This is a genomic window from Streptomyces sp. NPDC005898 (assembly GCF_040629635.1).
GTDB lineage: Bacteria > Actinomycetota > Actinomycetes > Streptomycetales > Streptomycetaceae > Streptomyces.
The window spans coordinates 132,326-151,469 of the sequence record NZ_JBEXWC010000015.1 but is presented as its reverse complement, the minus strand read 5'-3'; the positions used below and the strand labels follow the sequence as shown (position 1 = coordinate 151,469).

18 protein-coding genes are annotated in these 19,144 nt (G+C 72.8%); 1 reads left to right on the top strand and 17 read right to left on the bottom strand.

The genetic code is table 11. The annotated features are described in order from the left end of the window. Positions 1-67: 67 nt before the first annotated feature. From ABZ385_RS21340 to fmt, 9 genes are all read right to left on the bottom strand, one after another. Positions 68-523: an Lrp/AsnC family transcriptional regulator gene (locus ABZ385_RS21340; RefSeq protein WP_358582249.1), complete on the bottom strand. Its 456-nt coding sequence runs from the start codon at positions 521-523 to the stop codon at positions 68-70. A gap of 10 nt (positions 524-533) precedes the next feature. Then, complete coding sequence (locus tag ABZ385_RS21335; RefSeq protein WP_358582247.1) at positions 534-2,003, bottom strand: amino acid permease; 1,470 nt, start codon at positions 2,001-2,003, stop codon at positions 534-536. Between the two features lie 303 nt (positions 2,004-2,306). Beyond that, positions 2,307-3,749: a GuaB1 family IMP dehydrogenase-related protein gene (locus ABZ385_RS21330; protein ID WP_358582245.1), complete on the bottom strand. Its 1,443-nt coding sequence runs from the start codon at positions 3,747-3,749 to the stop codon at positions 2,307-2,309. A 173-nt stretch (positions 3,750-3,922) separates the two neighbouring features. Continuing rightward, the gene (locus ABZ385_RS21325) at positions 3,923-4,330 is read right to left on the bottom strand and encodes a barstar family protein (RefSeq protein WP_358582243.1); all 408 of its coding nucleotides are present in this window, start codon (positions 4,328-4,330) and stop codon (positions 3,923-3,925) included. Then, positions 4,327-4,716: a ribonuclease domain-containing protein gene (locus ABZ385_RS21320; protein WP_358698108.1), complete on the bottom strand. Its 390-nt coding sequence runs from the start codon at positions 4,714-4,716 to the stop codon at positions 4,327-4,329. Before ABZ385_RS21320 ends, ABZ385_RS21325 begins: the two co-directional genes overlap by 4 nt. Positions 4,717-4,792: 76 nt before the next feature. Next, positions 4,793-5,845 (bottom strand): sugar-binding domain-containing protein, encoded by a 1,053-nt coding sequence (locus tag ABZ385_RS21315; RefSeq protein WP_358582239.1) that lies wholly within the window; start codon positions 5,843-5,845, stop codon positions 4,793-4,795. A gap of 78 nt (positions 5,846-5,923) precedes the next feature. Next, the gene (gene rpe, locus ABZ385_RS21310; protein ID WP_358582236.1) at positions 5,924-6,610 is read right to left on the bottom strand and encodes a ribulose-phosphate 3-epimerase; all 687 of its coding nucleotides are present in this window, start codon (positions 6,608-6,610) and stop codon (positions 5,924-5,926) included. A gap of 269 nt (positions 6,611-6,879) precedes the next feature. Beyond that, a complete protein-coding gene (locus ABZ385_RS21305) occupies positions 6,880-8,340 on the bottom strand; it encodes a transcription antitermination factor NusB (protein WP_358582234.1) in 1,461 nt (486 codons plus the stop codon). Positions 8,341-8,372: 32 nt separating this feature from the next. Continuing rightward, positions 8,373-9,317, bottom strand: coding sequence for a methionyl-tRNA formyltransferase (fmt, locus tag ABZ385_RS21300; protein WP_358912607.1), 945 nt, complete (start codon positions 9,315-9,317; stop codon positions 8,373-8,375). Positions 9,318-9,582: 265 nt separating this feature from the next. Between fmt and ABZ385_RS21295 the strand changes: the two genes are divergently transcribed. Next, entirely contained in the window at positions 9,583-10,140 is a 558-nt protein-coding gene (locus ABZ385_RS21295) for a hypothetical protein (RefSeq protein WP_358582230.1), read from the top strand. Positions 10,141-10,409: 269 nt separating this feature from the next. Here the strand turns inward: ABZ385_RS21295 and ABZ385_RS21290 are convergent, their stop codons facing one another. The 8 genes from ABZ385_RS21290 to ABZ385_RS21255 all read right to left on the bottom strand — a co-directional run bounded on the left by ABZ385_RS21290 (position 10,410) and on the right by ABZ385_RS21255 (position 19,119). Then, positions 10,410-12,590, bottom strand: coding sequence for a primosomal protein N' (locus tag ABZ385_RS21290; protein WP_358912605.1), 2,181 nt, complete (start codon positions 12,588-12,590; stop codon positions 10,410-10,412). A 106-nt stretch (positions 12,591-12,696) separates the two neighbouring features. After that, positions 12,697-13,905, bottom strand: coding sequence for a methionine adenosyltransferase (gene metK / locus ABZ385_RS21285; protein ID WP_358583997.1), 1,209 nt, complete (start codon positions 13,903-13,905; stop codon positions 12,697-12,699). Positions 13,906-14,301: 396 nt separating this feature from the next. After that, complete coding sequence (gene coaBC, locus ABZ385_RS21280) at positions 14,302-15,504, bottom strand: bifunctional phosphopantothenoylcysteine decarboxylase/phosphopantothenate--cysteine ligase CoaBC (RefSeq protein ID WP_358583996.1); 1,203 nt, start codon at positions 15,502-15,504, stop codon at positions 14,302-14,304. A 109-nt stretch (positions 15,505-15,613) separates the two neighbouring features. After that, complete coding sequence (gene rpoZ, locus ABZ385_RS21275) at positions 15,614-15,886, bottom strand: DNA-directed RNA polymerase subunit omega (protein WP_005319902.1); 273 nt, start codon at positions 15,884-15,886, stop codon at positions 15,614-15,616. Positions 15,887-15,938: 52 nt separating this feature from the next. Further along, complete coding sequence (gene gmk / locus ABZ385_RS21270) at positions 15,939-16,532, bottom strand: guanylate kinase (protein WP_358583994.1); 594 nt, start codon at positions 16,530-16,532, stop codon at positions 15,939-15,941. A 38-nt stretch (positions 16,533-16,570) separates the two neighbouring features. Next, the gene (locus tag ABZ385_RS21265) at positions 16,571-16,894 is read right to left on the bottom strand and encodes an integration host factor (protein ID WP_005319887.1); all 324 of its coding nucleotides are present in this window, start codon (positions 16,892-16,894) and stop codon (positions 16,571-16,573) included. Positions 16,895-17,149: 255 nt separating this feature from the next. Then, the gene (gene pyrF / locus ABZ385_RS21260; protein ID WP_358912603.1) at positions 17,150-18,016 is read right to left on the bottom strand and encodes an orotidine-5'-phosphate decarboxylase; all 867 of its coding nucleotides are present in this window, start codon (positions 18,014-18,016) and stop codon (positions 17,150-17,152) included. Further along, the gene (locus ABZ385_RS21255; RefSeq protein ID WP_358912602.1) at positions 18,013-19,119 is read right to left on the bottom strand and encodes a quinone-dependent dihydroorotate dehydrogenase; all 1,107 of its coding nucleotides are present in this window, start codon (positions 19,117-19,119) and stop codon (positions 18,013-18,015) included. The genes pyrF and ABZ385_RS21255 overlap by 4 nt, the downstream gene beginning before the upstream one ends. Positions 19,120-19,144 lie beyond the last annotated feature (25 nt).

Genomic DNA, 19,144 nt, shown 5'->3' with positions numbered 1-19,144 from the left:
CCGGAACGACGATTCATTGCGCCCGCCCCTGGAAGCCGGCCCGAGGAGCGGCCCCGTCAGCGAACGACTACGCGGGTGACCCCGAGGAGAACCGCCGCATCAGCGGCGAAAGCACCAGCACGGACTTGGTCCGCTCCACGAACGGCTCCCCCGCGATCCGCTCCAGGACCCGCTCGAAATGCCGCATGTCCGCGGCGAAGACCTGAACGATCGCGTCCGCGTCCCCCGTGACGGTGGACGCGGACGCGATCTCGGTGTAGCGCTCGAGTCCTCGCTGGATCGCCTCCGGCGAGGTGTTGCGGCGACAGTAGATCTCGATGAACCCCTCGGTCTCCCAGCCGAGCGCCGCGGGGTCCACCCGCACCGTGAAGCCCGTGATGGCTCCGGTGGCCCGCAGCCGGTCCACGCGCCGCTTGACGGCGGGCGCGGAGAGTCCGACCAGCTGGCCGATGTCGGCGTAGGAACGGCGGGCGTCCTCGGCGAGGGCGTGCACGATGCGTTCGTCGAGATCGTTCAGTCGCACGGGGGGTGGATCACTTCTCTGCTGTGGCCAATCGGGAGCGGCTCATGCCGTACAGGAAGTAGAACACGAGGCCGACGGCCATCCAGACACCGAAGACGATCCAGGTGATGGAGTCGAGGCTGAACATGTTGTAGGCGCAGAATCCGAAGCCGAGCACCGGGAAGAGCCAGCCGAGCGGCACCCGGAAGGTGCGCGGCATGTCCGGGCGGGTGCGGCGCAGCACGATCACGGCGATGTTGACCAGGCCGAAGGCGAAGAGCGTGCCGATGCTGGTGGCGTCGACGAGCTTGCCGAGCGGGACGACCGAGGCGAGCGCGCCGCAGAACAGCGACACGATGACGGTGTTCACGCGGGGCGTGCCGGTCTTCTCGCTGACCCTGCCGAACGCCTTGGGGACCAGGCCGTCGCGGGACATGGCGAACAGGACGCGGGTCTGGCCGTAGAGGACGGTCAGGACGACGGACGCGATGGAGATGACCGCGCCGGCGGCGAGGATCGTGCCCCACATGTGCTGGCCGCTGACGTCGTTCATGATCGCGGCGAGCGTGGCCTCGGAGCCCTCGAAGTCCTTCCAGTTCCAGGCGCCGACGGCGACGGCCGCGACCAGGACGTACAGCGCGGTGACGATGACCAGCGACAGCATGATGGCGCGGGGCAGGTCACGCTGGGGGTTCTTGGCCTCCTCGCCGGCGGTGGAGGCGGCGTCGAAGCCGATGTACGAGAAGAACAGGCTCGCGGCGGCGGCGCTGACACCGGCCGTGCCGAGCGGCATGAAGTCGGAGTAGTTGCCGGACTTGAAGCCCATGAAGCCGATGGTGCAGAAGAGCACCAGCGCGGCGATCTTCACCATGACCATGATCGTGTTGGCGGTCGCCGACTCCTTGGCGCCGCCGAGCAGGAAGACCATGGCGAGGAGCACGACGATGAGGCCGGGCAGGTTGATGATCGCGCCGTCGACCTCGCCGGGCGCCGCGGAGAGCGCGTCGGGGATGGTGACGCCGATGGTGCCGTCGAGCAGTTCGTTGAGGTACTCGCCCCAGCCGACCGCGACCGCGGCGACCGAGACGCCGTACTCCAGGACCAGGCACCAGCCGCAGACCCAGGCGATGAGTTCACCCATCGTTGCGTACGCGTACGAGTACGAGGAGCCGGCGACCGGGATGGAGCCGGCCAGTTCCGCGTAGGAGAGGGCGGAGAAGAGGGCGGTGAGGCCGGCGATCACGAAGGAGATGGTGACGGCGGGGCCGGCCTTGGGGACGCTCTCGCCGAGGACGACGAAGATGCCGGTGCCGAGGGTGGCACCGATGCTGATCATGGTCAGCTGCCACATGCCGAGGGAGCGCCGGAGCGAGCCTCCCTCGCCCTGGCCACCCTCCGCGACCAGGGCTTCGACCGGCTTGCGGCGCATCAGACGGCGGCCGAGGCCAGGGGTGCCCGGGGGGCTGGGGCGGTTCTGCGGGGGTGCGCCTTGGTCGAGCACGCGCTGGCTCCTTCGTCGCTGCCGGTCAGGGCGGCGGGGACCCGTGGCATCCGCGTCCAGGGACGGGAGCCACCGAGCAGGCAGTCCCCGCCACACCACGTACAGCGCCTGACTCTAAGGTCCATGCCTTCCCGGCCGTAATGCAGCAACCTTGCGCACCGGCGGACGATCATTGCGCACTTGCGCCCTGGGCGTCGGATCGTTGCGCGGTCCGTTTCGTCCGTTGCGTTCCGGGGGTCGCGGGGCACGCCGAAGGCCCCCGCGGAGATCACCGCGGGGGCCTTCGTGGGGGTGCGACTGGGGCTAGCTCCAGCTGGCGTGCAGGGGCTTGCCCTCCGCGTAGCCGGCGGCGCTCTGGACGCCGACCGTGGCCTTCTCGGCGAACTCCGCGAGGGAGGCCGCGCCCGCGTACGTGCAGGAGGAGCGGACGCCCGCGATGATCGAGTCGATCAGGTCCTCGACGCCCGGACGGGTCGGGTCCAGGAACATGCGGGAGGTCGAGATGCCCTCCTCGAAGAGCGCCTTGCGGGCGCGGTCGTACGCCGACTCCTCGCTCGTGCGGTTGCGCACGGCGCGGGCCGAGGCCATGCCGAAGGACTCCTTGTAGGCGCGGCCCTGGGCGTCGTGCTGGAGGTCGCCCGGGGACTCGTACGTCCCGGCGAACCAGGAGCCGATCATGACGTTCGAGGCGCCGGCGGCCAGCGCCATGGCGACGTCGCGCGGGTGGCGGACACCGCCGTCGGCCCAGACGTGCTTGCCGAACTTCTTGGCCTCGGCGGCGCATTCGAGCACCGCGGAGAACTGCGGGCGGCCGACGCCGGTCATCATGCGCGTGGTGCACATGGCGCCGGGGCCCACGCCGACCTTGATGATGTCGGCGCCGGCCTCGATGAGGTCGCGCACGCCCTCGGCGGCGACGATGTTGCCGGCGACGATCGGGACCTGCGGGTCGAGCGAGCGCACGGCCTTCACGGCGGCGATCATCGACTCCTGGTGGCCGTGCGCGGTGTCCACGACGAGCGTGTCGACGCCCGCGTCGAGCAGCTGCTTGGCCTTGCCCGCCACGTCGCCGTTGATGCCGACGGCGGCGGCGACGCGCAGGCGGCCCTTGGCGTCGACGGCCGGGGTGTAGAGGGTGGCGCGCAGGGCGCCCGTGCGGGTCAGGATGCCCGCGAGGCGGCCGTCCTTGTCCACGGCGGGGGCGTACCTGCGGTTGGCGTGGTCCAGCTTGTTGAACGCGTCGCGCGGGTCGATGTCGGCGTCCAGGAGCACCAGGTCCTTGGACATGACCTCGGAGAGCTGCGTGAAGCGGTCCACGCCGGTCAGGTCGGTGTCGGTGACGACGCCGACGGGCTTCTGGTCGCCGTCGACCACGACGCCCGCGTTGTGCGCGCGCTTGGGCAGCAGGGCGAGCGCGTCGGCGACCGTCTGCGTGGGGGCCAGGACGATCGGGGTGTCCAGGACGTGGTGGCGCGTCTTGACCCAGGTGACGACCTCGGTGACGACCTCGATCGGAATGTCCTGGGGGATGACGACGAGGCCGCCGCGGCGGGCGACAGTCTCGGCCATGCGGCGGCCGGCGATCGCGGTCATGTTGGCGACGACCAGCGGGATCGTGGTGCCCGTGCCGTCGGGCGAGGTGAGGTCGACGCCCTGGCGGGAGCCGACGGCGGAGCGCCTCGGGACCATGAAGACGTCGTCGTACGTCAGGTCGTACGCAGGCTGGATGTCATTGAGGAAGCGCACGTGCTGCTCATCCCAGTCGATCAGAGGTGGCCCCCGGACAGTTAGGCCGAGGGAAAAGCACGTACTTCATTGTCCCATGCCATCGGGCCCGTGCCGCCTGGGACGATCACCCAGGCCGGTCGCGGGGGCGCTGGTCGGATCCTCCAAGGGCGCCGCGGGCCGGGACGTTCGGTTCAGCCCTCGCCACGCTCCGTGCGGGCCGGTCCCAGGGCGAGGACGATCTCCAGCCCGGTCTCCGCGCCCCGCCAGTGCTCGACCGCCGAGGAGAAGACCTCCTGCGCCGTCTCCCACTCCCCCGGCTCGGCCCGGGCGTACTCCTGCCAGCCGGAGACGACGAGCAGCCGCCCCCGGGCGCGGGGCGCCCAGGACAGGTCGGTGAGGCAGTCGGCGAGGGCGTCCCAGTTGTGCCCGAACCACTCGGGCAGGCCAAGGCCCCGGGCGCAGCGCTCCATGAAGGCCGCCTTGTCGCTCACCCCGGCCAGGGAGAGCGCCGCGGTGGTCCACCCGGCGCCGCGCGCGGCATCGAGCACGGGCGCGAGGGGGTCGGGTGCGGGGGTGCGGGGTTCGGGTACGTCGGTCATCGCCTCAGCACCGCCTTGAAGGACGCGTAGTGGTCATCGGTGTAGTAGATCTCGCCGCCGCTCCCGGTGACGATGCGCCGGGCACCGCGGTCGCGCTCACCGGGCGTGCGGACGGTGTACTCGTGGTAGTAGCCGCGTTTCTCGCGGGGCAGTCTCCGCTCGAAGTTGCCGAAGACGGCGCCGTCCCTCTCGTACGGGAAGGGGCCGCCGTCGTCGATGCGCCGCAGGGTCAGCCGGGCCTCGGCGGGCAGCCGGTCGGCCCGGACGGTGTCCATGCCGCGGGCCCAGTCCGGCGCGGTGGAGGCGTCCGGCCCACACCCGCTCGCCAGCACGGCGAGACACATCAGCACGATCCCCAGCACGCGGGGGACAAACCGGCTCAGCATGCGAGAGACCCTGCCACAGCGCCCCGCGCGGGGCGCGGGGAACCGTCCGACCGGTCGCCGCGGAAGCCGCGGCCGGTCAACTGCCGTCGGGGTCCGCCCGGTCCAGCGCGGGCCGCGGGGCGGGCCCGGCGACCAGCAGCTGATCGGCGGCGGCGGTGTCCGTGACCAGGCTGGTGACCAGCCCGGACCGCAGCACCGCGTCGATGGCCGCGGCCTTGCGCTGCCCGCCGGCGATGGCGACGACCTCGGGAATGCGCCGCAGCCGGTCCGCCTCGACGGTGATGCACCGCTCCCCGAGATCCCGCCCGACGCGACGCCCCTCGGCGTCGAACAGGTGCGCCGACATCTCCGCCGCCACTCCGAGGGAGGCGTAGTGCGCCCGCTCCTCGTCGCTGAGCATGTCGTGCACGGTGGAGATGCCCCGCTCCCAGGAGCCGATGGAGACCGCGGCGACCGTCACCTTGTCGAAGTACTCGAAGGCGCGGGCGATGCCGGTCTGGTTGCGCAGCGCCGCCGCGGTGGCGGGGTCGGGCAGCAGCATCGGCGCGTAGATGGGGTGGGCCTCGCCGCCGGAGACCTGGGCGGCGCGCCGTACGGCCTCCACGGAGCCGCGCTCGGCGGTCCCCGCGTCGTAGACACCGGTCAGCTGCACGACCGTGCACGGCGGCAGCTGGTCGAGCGCCGCCGCCATGTGGATCGTGGAGCGGCCCCAGGCGAGGCCGAGCACGTCGCCCTCGTTGACCAGTTCGCCGAGCAGGTCCGCCGCGACCTCGCCGAGGTTCTCGGGGTCGGGGGAGTCCTCGATCTCGTCGGTGGGCGCCGGGGACTCCACCACGACGGCGTGCCGCAGGCCGTAGCGGGCGCGCAGCGCGTCCGAGCGCTCGGCGTCCAACTCCGCCGGGACCCGGATCTCGATGCGCACGAGATCCCGCTCCAGGGCCGTCTCCAGGACCCGGGCCACCTTGAAGCGGCTGACGCCGAACTCCTCGGCGATCTGGATCTTGGACTTGCCCTCGAGGTAGAAGCGGCGGGCCATGGCCGCCGCCTGCACCAGCTCCGCGGGGCCCATCCGCATGGCTGACCGACCCGCCGACATGGCCGACACGGCGCTCTCCTCACTGCTGTTCACAAACTGGGTTCGCCGCTCATCCTTGCAGATCCGGCCTGGTCGATCAGCCCTGAGGGACTGCGTTCACGTTCCCGTGGCTCAGTGGCCGCATGCCCAGGCGCTTGACGCGGTCTTTGCCGTCGCTTGGGCACGCAGTGAACGTACCGCTTCCGCCGGGTCCGTGGCGCCGTAGACCGCGGAGCCCGCGACGAAGACGTCGGCTCCGGCCTCCGCGCAGCGCTCGATGGTGTCGGCGGAGACCCCGCCGTCGACCTGGAGCCACAGCTCCAGGCCGTGCTTGCCGATCAGTTCACGGGTGCGGCGGATCTTGGGCAGCATGATGTCGAGGAACGCCTGTCCCCCGAAGCCCGGCTCGACCGTCATGATCAGCAGCATGTCGAGCTCGCGCAGCAGGTCCTCGTACGGCTCGATGGGCGTCGCCGGCTTCAGTGCCATGGAGGCGCGGGCGCCCTTCGCGCGGATCTCGCGGGCCAGCCGCACGGGAGCGGCGGCGGCCTCCGCGTGGAAGGTGACCGATCCGGCGCCCGCCTCGACGTACTGCGGGGCCCAGCGGTCGGGGTCCTCGATCATCAGGTGGCAGTCGAGGGGCGTGTCCGTCGCGCGGGCCAGCGCCTCCACGACCGGCACGCCGAGGGTGAGGTTGGGGACGAAGTGGTTGTCCATCACGTCGACATGGAGCCAGTCGGCGCCCTCGACGGCCTTCGCCTCCTCGGCGAGGCGGGCGAAGTCCGCGGACAGGATGCTGGGGTTGATCTGCACGGCCATGCCCCAAGCCTCCCATGCCCGGCCCCCACCGCGGACCGCGGTCCGAGCCGTGGGCACGGCGCCCCGCGCGGCCGGGTGCCGCGCGCCCCACCGCGCCGTGTACGCCTGCGAAGCCGGCTCGCGCGGCGGGGGCGCCTCTCGCCGTCCGCCACGGCGGGACCGGACGCGGGATCGCTCGCTGTCGCGAAGCCTGCGCCGCCCTGCACCGCCTGCGATTCACGCGGCTCAGGCGGCGCAGGCAGCTCGGGCGGAGAGGGCGGATCTCCGGATCAGGCGGTCCGTCGGATCAGCGCCAGATACATCGCGTCCGTGCCGTGCAGATGCGGCCACAGCTGTACGTCGGGGCCCTCGCCCAGCGCCGGGACGCCGGGGAGCAGCGGGCGCGCGTCGAGCAGTTCGGCGCCGTCGCTGTGCTTGACGACGTCGTCGACGACCGCCCGGGTCTCGGCCAGGTGCGGCGAGCAGGTGGCGTACCCGACGACGCCTCCGACGCGTACGGACTCCAACGCCGTGCGCAGCAGGGAGCGTTGCAGCGGGGCGAAGCCGTCCAGGTCCTGCGGGCGGCGCCGCCAGCGGGCCTCCGGGCGCCTGCGCAGCGCGCCGAGGCCGGTGCAGGGCACGTCCATCAGGACCCGGTCGAAGGTGCCGGGCCGCCACGGCGGGCGGGTGCCGTCGGCGGCGATCACCTGGTAGGGGCCGGGGTTGCCGCGCAGGGACTGGGCGACCAGGCCGGCCCGGTGCGGCAGCTTCTCGGAGGCGAGCAGCACGGCGCCGCGTTCGGCGGCGAGCCCGGCGAGCAGGGCCGCCTTGCCGCCGGGGCCCGCGCAGCCGTCGAGCCACTTGGTGTCGGGGCCCTCCAGCGGGGCGTTCGCCAGGGCGAGCGCGACGAGCTGGCTGCCCTCGTCCTGCACACCGGCGCGGCCCTCGCGCACCGCCTCGACCAGACCGGGCTCACCGCCCTCGCTGAGCCGCACGGCATACGGCGACCAGCGGCCCGGCAGGGCCGAGTCCTCTCCGACGGAGTGCAGCAGTTCCTGCGCGGTGGCCCGGCCGGGGCGGGCGACAAGGGTGACCTCGGGGCGTTCGTTGTCGGCTTCGAGCAGGTCCTCGATGCCGGCGCGGCCGCCGCCGAGCGAGTCCCACAGCGCCGAGACGACCCAGCGGGGGTGCGAGTGCACGACGGCCAGATGGTCCTCGGGGTCCTCGTCGTAGGGCGGCGCGACCTTCTCCACCCAGCCGTCGAGGTCGTTCTGGGCTACCTTGCGCAGCACGGCGTTGACGAACTTGGCCCGCCCGTCGCCGAGCACCACGCGCGCCAGCTCCACCGAGGCGGAGACGGCGGCGTGCGTCGGGATGCGCGTACCGAGCAGCTGGTGCACGCCGAGGTTGAGCACGTCGAGGACCGGCGGGTCGACCTCGCGCAGCGGCCGGTCGACGCAGGCCGCCACGATCGCGTCGTACGTCCCCTGGCGGCGCAGTGTCCCGTAGACGAGCTCGGTGGCGAGCGCCGCGTCCCGTGCGTCGAACTTCTCCGGCCCCTCCTTCTCCCTGGCCTTGCGCAGCAGGGGCGGCAGGACGAGGTTCGCGTACGCGTCCCGCTCGTCCACAGCGCGCAGCGCCTCGAAGGCGAGGAAGCGGACGGGGTCCTTCTGGGGCCGGCGGTAGGGCTTGCCGGACTTGCCCGGCTGACCGGAGGGCTTGCGGGGGCGCCGGTTCGGCTGGTCGTTCAAAGGTGCTCCGCTGCTGGATGGGGCGAACCCACTCAGCCTACGTCGCCACCGCCGAGGCGCTCATCGGGGGCGATCCGCACCCCGCGCGCCCAGTCGGCGCCGCGCATCGGCTTCTTGCCCTGCGGCTGGACCCAGAGCAGCTCGACGGCGTGCGAGCCGGTACCGACGTACACGTTGTTCTTGGCGGCGGACAGCTCGCCGGGCGCGAGGTCCGTGCGGTCGGGCACCTGAGCGGCCTGGATGATCTTCAGACGCTCGCCGCGGAAGACGGTCCAGGCGCCGGGCGCGGGCGTGCAGCTGCGCACCACGCGGTCCACGCGCAGGGCGGGCGCGGCCCAGTCCACCTGGGCGTCCTCGACGGTGATCTTCGGGGCGAGGGTGACGCCGTCGGCCGGCTGCGGCACCGCCTTCAGGCTGCCGTCCTCGATGCCGTCCATGGTCGCGAGCAGCAGCCCCGAGCCCGCGAAGGCCAGGCGGGTGAGCAGGTCGCCGCTGGTGTCGGTGGGCCGCACCTCCTCCGTGACCGTGCCGTACACCGGCCCGGAGTCGAGTCCCTGCTCGATCAGGAACGTCGACGCGCCGGTGATCTCGTCGCCCGCCATCACGGCGTGCTGCACCGGCGCGGCGCCGCGCCAGGCGGGCAGCAGCGAGAAGTGCAGGTTGACCCAGCCGTGCGCCGGCACGTCGAGCGCGACCTTGGGCAGCAGGGCGCCATAGGCGACGACGGGGCAGCAGTCCGGGCCGATCTCCCGCAGCCGCGCCAGGAAGTCCTCGTCACGCGGCTTCGCGGGCTTCAGCACCTCGATGCCGGCTTCCAGCGCGCGCTCCGCGACCGGGCTGGCGACGAGCCTGCGCCCACGGCCCGCGGGCGCGTCGGGGCGGGTCACGACGGCGGCGACCTCGTGCCGGCCGGAGGCGATCAGGGCGTCCAGCGCGGGGACGGCGACCTCGGGAGTGCCTGCGAAGACGAGCTTCACTGGGTGGTACCTCGGATCTCTGGTGGGAGCGACGGCAGCGCACCAGTCTATGGGCCGCCCGCGGGCCCCGCCCAGGACGGCCCCGCCGGTGCCCGGCGTTGACGCTCCCGGGGGCGTACGAAGCCTCGCGCGCCCCGTGCATATGCGCATACGCCCCTGCACCGTGACCCCTCACGACCTGGCGCGTTGGTCAAGAGAGAGTTGACCACCCTGGGCCGCGGATGCGACCCGATCCTCATTCCACGCCGGTTCGAGAGGCTTGTTCATGGCCGACCACGCAACCCACGACGCCCAGGCCCGGGCCAGCCTGCACCTCCTGGTGCGGGACATCGAGCGGGTCCGCCGGCAGGTGGACGCACTGCGGACCCTCACCGCCCAGCTCGGCAACGTCTACCGCCCGCGCCGCTCCAGCCCCTCCGCGGGGTTCGTCGTCTACGGGCGGGCCCCCGCCCCGACCGTCCGACTCGCCCAGGAACTGCGGGACAGCGTCGAGACGCTGGTCACCGCCGCGGTGGACTTCGACCGCTCGCTCGGGTTCTCGTGGGACGCGGTGGGCTCGGCCCTCGGCGTCACCAAGCAGGCCGTCCACCGTCGGTACGGGGCCCGGCGGGCCACCGCGCAGGCGGCGGCCGAGGCGGAGCGTGCGACGGAGGCTCCGGCCGCGTCCACCACGACCGCCACGGTCAGCCGCCCGGTGCCGGTCGGCGCTCCTCTGCCGTCCGTCCCCGCGGCGCGTGCGATGCCGACTCAGCCGACCGCCGGCAGTCCCGCCCTCCGGGACGAGACCAGGCCGAGCGCCTTCCCCGCCCCTCGCAGCGGCTGACCCGCCCTTCCCTCGACCTCTTCCTGCCTCCTCGCCCCGTCCGGCGAGGGGGCAGTCGCCTGCGTACGGCTCCGCCGGGGGGCGGGGGGTTGCCGCGTGGCCGCCCGCTCCCCGCGCCCCTGAGGGAGTCTCGGCCGCCCCCCATCAACAGGAGCCGCGCCCCCGTCGCCCCGCCCGGCCAGCCCCTGCGGGCATGTCGTGGGTGAGCGCGCAGTTGCCCGTGTCCCTGAAAGGGCGCACCGCCCGGGGGCCGGAAGCAGTGGTCGTTCTCAGCCGATGTCCGGGGGGTCCACGCGGATGCGGATCGGCTCTGTGCCGGGCTGTTTGGTGCCCTTCGCTCCTCGGGCCATCCGCGCGGCCTGCGCCGACTTCAGTGCGGAGGCGAGCGCGGCGCCGCTCCCCGGTGGTACCCGGATCAGCACCCGCTCCCACCGCTCGCCGACCGGCGCCGCTCCCGGCCGCCGGGCGGGGCCGGGCGTCGCCTCCTGGACCGGTACCGGGCCCAACACCACGGCGTCCGGCGGCAGTTCGGCCCCCGCGAGGAAGCCCCTGAGCGCCTCCGGCGGCCCGGAGACCGCCGCCATCCGCGAGACCGGCGGGAAGTTCAGCTCGGCCCGCTCCTCCAGCTCCCGCACCGCGTGCCCGACCGGGTCCCACCGTACGAGTGCCTGCACGGGCCGCAGCGTCGGCTCGGCGACGATCACCACCGTGCCGCCCTCCCCCTGGGGACGCACGAGCGCGGCCGCCCCGATCCACCGCCGCAGCGCGTCCTCCCCCGCCCGCAGGTCGGGCCGCCCGAGCATGGCCCAGCCGTCGAGCAGCAGGGCGGCGGCATAACCGCCCTCGGCGACAGGCTCCGCCCCCGGCGTACTGACCACCAGCGCGGGCGCCCCCGGCACCGTGTCCAGCACTTGCTCCCGCCCGGAGGTCCGCACCGGCACCGCCGGGAACGCCCGGCCCAGCTCCTCGGCGGTCCGCCGCGCCCCGACGACCTGCGCCCGCAACCGGAACCCGCCGCACGAACCGCAGTGCCAGGCGGCCTCCGGCACCCCGCACCAGCCGCACCGCAGGGCCGACCCGCTCTCCTGCGCCTCCAGCGGCCCCGCGCACCGCCGGCACCGCGCGGGCTCCCGGCACCGCTCGCACGCCAGCCGCGGCACATACCCGCGGCGCGGCACCTGGACCAGGACGGGCCCGTGCTTGAGGCCATCCCGGACGGCCCGCCAGGCCAGCGTCGGCAGCCGTGCGGCCCGCGCCGCCTCGTCCCGCGCGAGGTCGCCGTCGCCCACCGTGCGCACCAGCGGCACGGCGCCGCGCACCTGCTCGCGGTCGGCGACGAGCGGCGCCGCCCAGCCGGACTCGACGAGCTGGGCGGCCTCGACCGTGCAACTCCATCCCCCCAGCAGGAAACCGCACTTGTCCCGCGCTGCCCGCAGCTCCAAAACCTCCCGCACATGCGGGAAGGGCGCGTGGTCGTCGCTGTGGCTGGAGTCGCCGTCGTCCCAGATCACCACCAGCCCCAGGTCCCGCACGGGCGCGAACATGGCGGCCCGGGTCCCGACGACGGCCCGCACCTCGCCGCGCCGCACGGACAGCCACTCCCGATAGCGGCGCTCCTGCCCGGCGTCGGCGGTCAGCAGCGCGTGCCGCCCCTCGCCGAGGAGCGCCGTGAGCGCGGCGTCCACGCGCGCGGCGGGCCGCCCGGTCGGCACGACGACCAGCGCGCCGCGCCCCGAGGCGAGGGTGGCCTGCACGGCGCGTGCGATCTCCTCGGCCCACTGCGGCCCCGGCAGCGCCGTCCACACCGCGCGGGGCGAGCCGCCCGAGGCGAGGACCCCGAGGAACTCGGCCCCATGCGCATAGCGCCGCCAGGTCCCGGCGTCGGGCGGCGGCGGGGGCGCGGCGGGGGCGGAGGCGGCCTTGGCCTCGGCCCGCGCGTGCCGGGGCGGGACGGCCAGCTGCAGCACGTCGGCGAGGCTGCCGGCGTACCGGTCGGCGACGGCGCGGGCCAGCTCCAGGAGGCCCTGGTCGAGCACCGGCTCCGGCGAGACGACCTGCGCCAGCGCGGCCAGCGGGCCGGTGTACTCGCTCTCGGCCCGCCGCTCGACGATGAACCCGTCGATCAGTCCGCCACCCTCGCGCCGCCCCTCGCGCACGTTGCGCGCCCCGGCGCCGAACCGGACCCGCACCCTGACCCCGGGCTGCGCCACGGCGTCCAGCTCCTCGGGCACGGCGTAGTCGAAGTACCGGTCGAGGTGCAACACGCCCTTGTCGACCAGGACGCGGGCCACCGGCAGCTGTTTGGCCAGCGCCGCGCCCCGCCATGTCCGCGGCTTGGCCCGCGGCACCTTGGCGCCCCGCACGCTCTCCCGGATCAACGCGAGCTGCTCGCCCTCGGGCACCCCGCCCCCGGCGCCCTCACCCACACCTGGCCCGTTCTCCCTGCTCACAGCAGCATTCCTACCAGACCGCACCGACAGCGCCGGAAAACCGCCGAGGCCCGGCATCCCACCAGGGGATACCGGGCCTCGACTAAGCGGAACCGAACGGTCGGGACTAGAGCCCCGCCGCCTTGCGCAGCGCGTCCACGCGGTCCGTGCGCTCCCACGTGAAGTCGGGGATCGCCCGGCCGAAGTGGCCGTACGCGGCGGTCTGCGAGTAGATCGGACGCAGCAGGTCGAGGTCGCGGATGATCGCGGCCGGGCGGAGGTCGAAGACCTCGCTGATGGCCGTCTCGATCTTGTCCGTGTCGATCGTGGCCGTGCCGAAGGTCTCGACGAACAGACCGACCGGCTCGGCCTTGCCGATGGCGTACGCGACCTGGACCTCGCAGCGGGCCGCGAGACCGGCCGCCACGACGTTCTTGGCGACCCAGCGCATCGCGTAGGCGGCCGAGCGGTCGACCTTGGACGGGTCCTTGCCGGAGAACGCGCCACCGCCGTGCCGGGCCATGCCGCCGTACGTGTCGATGATGATCTTGCGGCCGGTGAGGCCGGCGTCGCCCATCGGGCCGCCGATCTCGAAGCGGCCGGTGGGGTTGACCAGCAGGCGGTAGCCCTCGGTGTCCAGCTTGATGCCGTCGTCGAGGAGCGCCTTCAGCTCGGCCTCGACCACGAACTCGCGGATGTCGGGGGCGAGCAGCGAGTCCAGGTCGATGTCGCTGGCGTGCTGCGAGGAGACCACGACCGTGTCGAGACGGACGGCCTTGTCGCCGTCGTACTCGATGGTGACCTGGGTCTTGCCGTCGGGGCGCAGGTAGGGGATGGTCCCGTTCTTGCGCACCTCGGACAGGCGCCGCGAGAGGCGGTGCGCGAGGTGGATCGGGAGCGGCATCAGCTCGGGCGTCTCGTCGCAGGCGTAGCCGAACATCAGGCCCTGGTCGCCCGCGCCCTGCTTGTCCAGCTCGTCCTCGTCGCCCTCGACACGCTGCTCGTACGCCGTGTCGACGCCCTGCGCGATGTCGGGGGACTGCGAGCCGATGGACACCGAGACGCCGCAGGAGGCGCCGTCGAAGCCCTTCTTCGAGGAGTCGTAACCGATCTCGAGGATCTTGTCGCGCACGAGCTGCGCGATCGGCGCGTACGCCTTGGTCGTGACCTCGCCGGCCACGTGGACGAGGCCGGTGGTGATCAGCGTCTCCACGGCGACCCGGGACTTCGGGTCCTCCCGCAAAAGCGCGTCGAGAATGGTGTCGCTGATCTGGTCAGCGATCTTGTCGGGGTGACCTTCGGTCACAGACTCCGAGGTAAAGAGGCGCCGGGACACATCGCTCCCTGTGGTTGCAGCGGCTGCTGGCTGATCATTGATGGACGGCCGGGAGCTGCGCCCGGCGTCGTCCGAGACCAGTTTATCGGTCACACCTGTCCGCGGGACCACGTGTCTCGCCACTTGGGAGGCTGTGACCTGCGGCACTGCATTGTGCGGTACGGCGATCGATCTCCGCCAGAGGACCTCTCGCCCCATTTCCCCGGGTTTGAGGCCGCTGGTGGTACGAAGATGACATTGAGCCCCGATGAAGGAGACCCGGTCAAGTAACGCACCGCATTGTGGCCGAGTTCCGCCACAAGAGGAAAGGGAGCGAAGGAAAAGAGGCGAGGAACGCGGGGAGACGGAAGCCGCCCCAGGAGAGCCGCCCCAGGAGAGCCGCCGCGCGAGGCCGCCTCAGGAGAGGCGTTCCGCGACCAGGTCCCAGACCGTGTCGGCCAGCGCCTCCTTCGGCCCGTGGGGCACCGGCGTCTCGGAGCCGTCCGCGCCGAGCACGAGTGCCTCGTTCTCCTCGGAGCCGAAGGTCTTGCGCTCGCCGACCTCGTTGACGACGAGGAGGTCACAGCCCTTGCGGGCCAGCTTGGCCCGGCCGTTGGCGAGGACGTCGTCCGTCTCGGCGGCGAAACCGACGACCACCTGGCCGGGACGGGCCCTGTCCCCGGCGACCTCGGCGAGGACGTCGGGGTTGCGGACCAGGGCGATGGGCGCCGGCTCCTGGCCGTCCTTCTTCTTGATCTTCCCGGACGCGTAGGTCGCGGGGCGGAAGTCGGCCACGGCGGCGGCCATCACGACGGCGTCGGCGTCGGCCGCGGCCTTCAGGACGGCCTCGCGGAGCTGCACGGCGGTGCCGACCGGCACGACGTCGACGCCGGCCGGGTCCGGCAGCGCGGCGTTCGCCGCCACCAGCGTGACCCGGGCGCCCCGCGCGGCCGCGCTGCGGGCGAGCGCGTAGCCCTGCTTGCCGGAGGAGCGGTTGCCGAGGAAGCGGACGGGGTCGAGGGGCTCGCGGGTGCCGCCGGCGCTGACCACCACGTGGCGCCCGGCGAGGTCCCGTGCCCGGTCGCCGCGCGCCAGGACCCGGCGTACGACCTCGAAGAGCTCGACGGGGTCCGGGAAGCGGCCCTTGCCGGTGTCGACGCCGGTGAGCCGGCCGACCGCGGGCTCGATGACCAGGGCGCCGCGCCGCCGCAGCGTGGCGACGTTCTCCTGGGTGGCCGGGTGCTCCCACATCTCCGTGTGCATGGCCGGGGCGAAGACCACCGGACAGCGGGCGGTGAGCAGGGTGTTGGTGAGCAGGTCGTCGGCGAGGCCGTGCGCCGCCTTGGCGAGCATGTCGGCGGTGGCGGGGGCGACGATCACGAGGTCGGCGTGCTGCCCGATGCGCACGTGCGGCACCTCGTGGACGTCCGACCAGACCTCCGTCGAGACGGGGTTGCCGGACAGGGCGGACCAGGTCGCGGCGCCGACGAAGTGCAGCGCCGACGCGGTCGGCACGACGCGCACGTCATGGCCCGACTCGGTCAGCCGCCGCAGCAGCTCGCACGCCTTGTAGGCGGCGATGCCACCGCTGACCCCCAGAACGACCTTGGGCTTGCTCACCCGTGCCTCCCCGCACTTGGATCTCCGCAGTCGGAGACGTACGACTCCATGACACACCACAGGCCCGGCAGTCGCGCTGCCGGGCCTGTGGTGAGAGAACGAACAGCGCCTACTGGGCGGGGCCCTCGATGGCCTCGGAGGTCAGCAGGCCCGCGTTGATCTCGCGGAGCGCGATGGAGAGCGGCTTCTCGTGGACGTGCGTGTCCACCAGGGGGCCGACGTACTCCAGGAGGCCCTCACCGAGCTGCGAGTAGTACGCGTTGATCTGGCGCGCGCGCTTGGCGGCGTAGATCACGAGGCTGTACTTCGAGTCGGTGGCTTCGAGCAGCTCATCAATCGGCGGGTTGATGATGCCCTCGGGCGCGGTGATGGAAGAGGACACTCTTCGCCTTCCGATGGGGTCAAGACCAGAAGGGTCAAGACAGGGGTAAAGATCAGAGAACTCTCATCAAGGCTAGCAGCTCGCGGGCCACGTCCTCGACGGAGGTGTTGACGAGGGTCGTGTCGAACTCGGCCTCGGCGGCCAGCTCGATCCTGGCGGCGGCCAGCCTGCGCTCGATCACCTCGGGCGCCTCGGTCCCGCGGCCGGTGAGCCGGCGGACCAGCTCGTCCCAGCTCGGCGGGGCGAGGAAGACGAGCTGCGCCTCGGGCATCGACTCGCGCACCAGGCGCGCGCCCTGGAGATCGATCTCCAGGAGGACGGGCTCACCCGCCTCCAGGCGATCCATCACGGCGCGCCGCGGCGTGCCGTAGCGGTTGCCGGCGAACTCGGCCCACTCCAGCAGCTCGCCGTTGGCGATCAGCTTGTCCATCTCCTCGTCGGAGACGAAGAAGTACTGGACTCCGTGCTTCTCCCCGGGCCGCGGCTTCCGTGTGGTGGCGGAGACCGAGAGCCAGACCTCGGGGTGTTCTTTGCGCATATGGGCGACGACCGTGCTCTTGCCGACCCCGGAGGGGCCGGAGAGCACGGTCAGCCGCGGACGTACGTCCGGGGGTACGGGGGGTGTCCCCCGGGATGTTGCAGCCATGCAGCGATTATCCAGGTTCTCAGGAGTGCCTGAGAACGTCAGGCAGCGCCACCGCCGAACTCGCGCTCAAGAGACGCGATCTGGTTGGAGCCGAGACCGCGCACACGGCGGCTCTCGGAGATGCCAAGACGCTCCATGATCTGCTTGGCGCGGACCTTGCCCACGCCAGGCAGGGACTCCAGGAGGGCGGAGACCTTCATCTTGCCGATGACATCGTTCTCCTGGCCCTGCTTGATGACCTCGTGAAGCGAGGCCCCGGAGTGCTTGAGTCGATTCTTGACCTCGGCCCGCTCCCGGCGAGCCGCGGCGGCCTTTTCGAGCGCGGCTGCGCGCTGTTCAGGGGTAAGGGGCGGAAGAGCCACGCCTACGTCACCTCGGATGTCGAACTGTCGGATACGGACCGGTGAGGAACCTAGTCGCCCCACACCTGGGGAGCAACGTGCAACGCGCTTGCCCGTTGACTCCCTCGGAGACTAGCGGCCATGGCCGCCGGAGTCAGCGAGAACAGACGAAAAGTCCTGGTCAGCCTCTGTCGAGCCGGACATTCCCGGCATATCTCACCGGCTTTCGGCCGGTGAGTCGTCGCCGGGAGCACGACGCGCGCTCCGCCGCTCCCGTCAGGCCGCCTCGACGGCCGTCCGGATCTCGTCCGCGAAACGCTCCGCGGCCCCGCGCAGGCCGGCGGCGTCCGGCCCGTACCGCAGCACTCCCCGGCTCACGCTCGGCACCACGTTGCGCACGGCGGCGCCGAAGACGCCCGGCAGATCGGCCGGGGTCGCGCCCTGCGCGCCGATGCCGGGCGCGAGCAGCGGGCCGTTGATCCCGAGGTCGTACGAGGAGAGGTCGCCCAGCGTCGCGCCGACGACCGCGCCGAAGGAGCCGAGGGGCGTCTGGCCGGCGTTGTCGGCGGCGAGGTGGCCGAGGACGGTGGCCGCGACCGTACGGCCGTCCTCGCGCTGCGCGTGCTGGACCTCGGCGCCCTCCGGGTTGGAGGTGAGGGCCAGCACGAACAGCCCCGCGCCGTTCTCCCGGGCGAGTTCGACGGCCGGCCTCAGCGAGCCGTACCCGAGGTAGGGCGAGACCGTGAGCGCGTCGCTGAACAGCGGGGAGTCCTTGTGCAGGAAGGTCTCGGCGTACGCGGCCATGGTCGAGCCGATGTCGCCGCGCTTGGCGTCCATCACGACCAGGGCACCGGCCTCGCGCAGCTCCGCGACGGCCTTCTCCAGGACGGCGATGCCCCGCGAGCCGAAGCGCTCGAAGAACGCGCTCTGCGGCTTGAAGACGGCGACGCTCCCGGCGAGCGCCTCGACGACGGTCCGCGTGAACCGTTCCAGGCCCGCGATGTCGTCGTTCAGCCCCCACGCGGACAGCAGTGAGGCGTGCGGGTCGATGCCGACGCACAGCGGGCCCCGCTCGTCCATGGCGTGACGCAGGCGGGCGCCGAAGGGTTCGGGGGCGCCCACGCGGATCTCCTCGGCACTCATGCGGACTTCCTTGCGTCGGCGCCGACGGCCTCGGCGAGCGTGGCGTACGGGGAGGCGTTGAGGCGCGCGGCGAGACCCTTGTGGATCGCGCGGGCCCAGAAGGGCCCTTCGTAGATGAAGGCGCTGTAGCCCTGGACCAGGGTGGCGCCCGCCAGGATGCGCTGCCAGGCGTCCTCGGCGTTCTCCACGCCTCCGACGCCGACGAGGGTGATGCGGTCGCCCACGCGCGCGTAGAGGCGGCGCAGGACCTCCAGGGAGCGCTCCTTGAGGGGCGCTCCGGAGAGCCCGCCGGTCTCCCGCACCAGGGAGGGGTCGGACCGCAGACCGAGGCTCTCGCGCGCGATGGTCGTGTTCGTGGCGATGATGCCGTCCAGGCTCAGCTCGACGGCGAGGTCCGCGACGGCGTCGACGTCCTCGTCCGCGAGGTCGGGGGCGATCTTGACCAGGAGCGGCACCCGGCGGCCCTCGACGCTGCGGTCGGCGGCCTCGCGCACGGCGGTCAGCAGGGGCCGCAGCGACTCGGTGGCCTGGAGGTTGCGCAGGCCCGGGGTGTTGGGGGACGAGACGTTGACGACCAGGTAGTCGGCGTGGCGGGCGAGCCGCTCGGTCGACTTCACGTAGTCGGCGGCGGCCTCCTCCTCCGGCACGACCTTGGTCTTGCCGATGTTGACGCCGACGACGGCCTTGAAGGCAGGCCTACGGGAGGCGAGGCGCTCGGCGACGGCCGCGGAGCCCTCGTTGTTGAAGCCCATGCGGTTGATCAGCGCGCGGTCCTGGACGAGGCGGAACAGCCGCTTCTTGGGGTTGCCGGGCTGGGGCTCGCCCGTGACCGTGCCGATCTCGATGTGGTCGAAGCCGAGCATCGCCATGCCGTCGATCGCGACGGCGTTCTTGTCGAAGCCCGCCGCGAGCCCGAACGGACCGTGCATCCGCAGCCCGAGGGCCTCGGTGCGCAGTTCCTCGTGACGGGGCGCGAGGGCGGCGGCGAGGAAGGTGCGCAGCACGGGGACGCGGGCCGCGAGACGGATCCAGCGGAAGGCGAGGTGATGGGCCCGCTCCGGGTCCATGCGCTTGAAGACGAGGTTGAAGAAGAGCTTGTACATGTTCGTTGTCCTCGGAGAGAGCCTC

Excerpts from the sequence above, each read along its gene's own strand:
- ABZ385_RS21255 (WP_358912602.1), bottom strand. The coding sequence starts at position 19,119 with ATGTACAAGCTCTTCTTCAACCTCGTCTTCAAGCGCATGGACCCGGAG.
- ABZ385_RS21295 (WP_358582230.1), top strand. The coding sequence starts at position 9,583 with ATGGCCGACCACGCAACCCACGACGCCCAGGCCCGGGCCAGCCTGCAC.
- rpe (WP_358582236.1), bottom strand. The coding sequence starts at position 6,610 with ATGGCCGTGCAGATCAACCCCAGCATCCTGTCCGCGGACTTCGCCCGC.
- ABZ385_RS21320 (WP_358698108.1), bottom strand. The coding sequence starts at position 4,716 with ATGCTGAGCCGGTTTGTCCCCCGCGTGCTGGGGATCGTGCTGATGTGT.
- pyrF (WP_358912603.1), bottom strand. The coding sequence starts at position 18,016 with ATGAGTGCCGAGGAGATCCGCGTGGGCGCCCCCGAACCCTTCGGCGCC.
- ABZ385_RS21325 (WP_358582243.1), bottom strand. The coding sequence starts at position 4,330 with ATGACCGACGTACCCGAACCCCGCACCCCCGCACCCGACCCCCTCGCG.
- gmk (WP_358583994.1), bottom strand. The coding sequence starts at position 16,532 with ATGGCTGCAACATCCCGGGGGACACCCCCCGTACCCCCGGACGTACGT.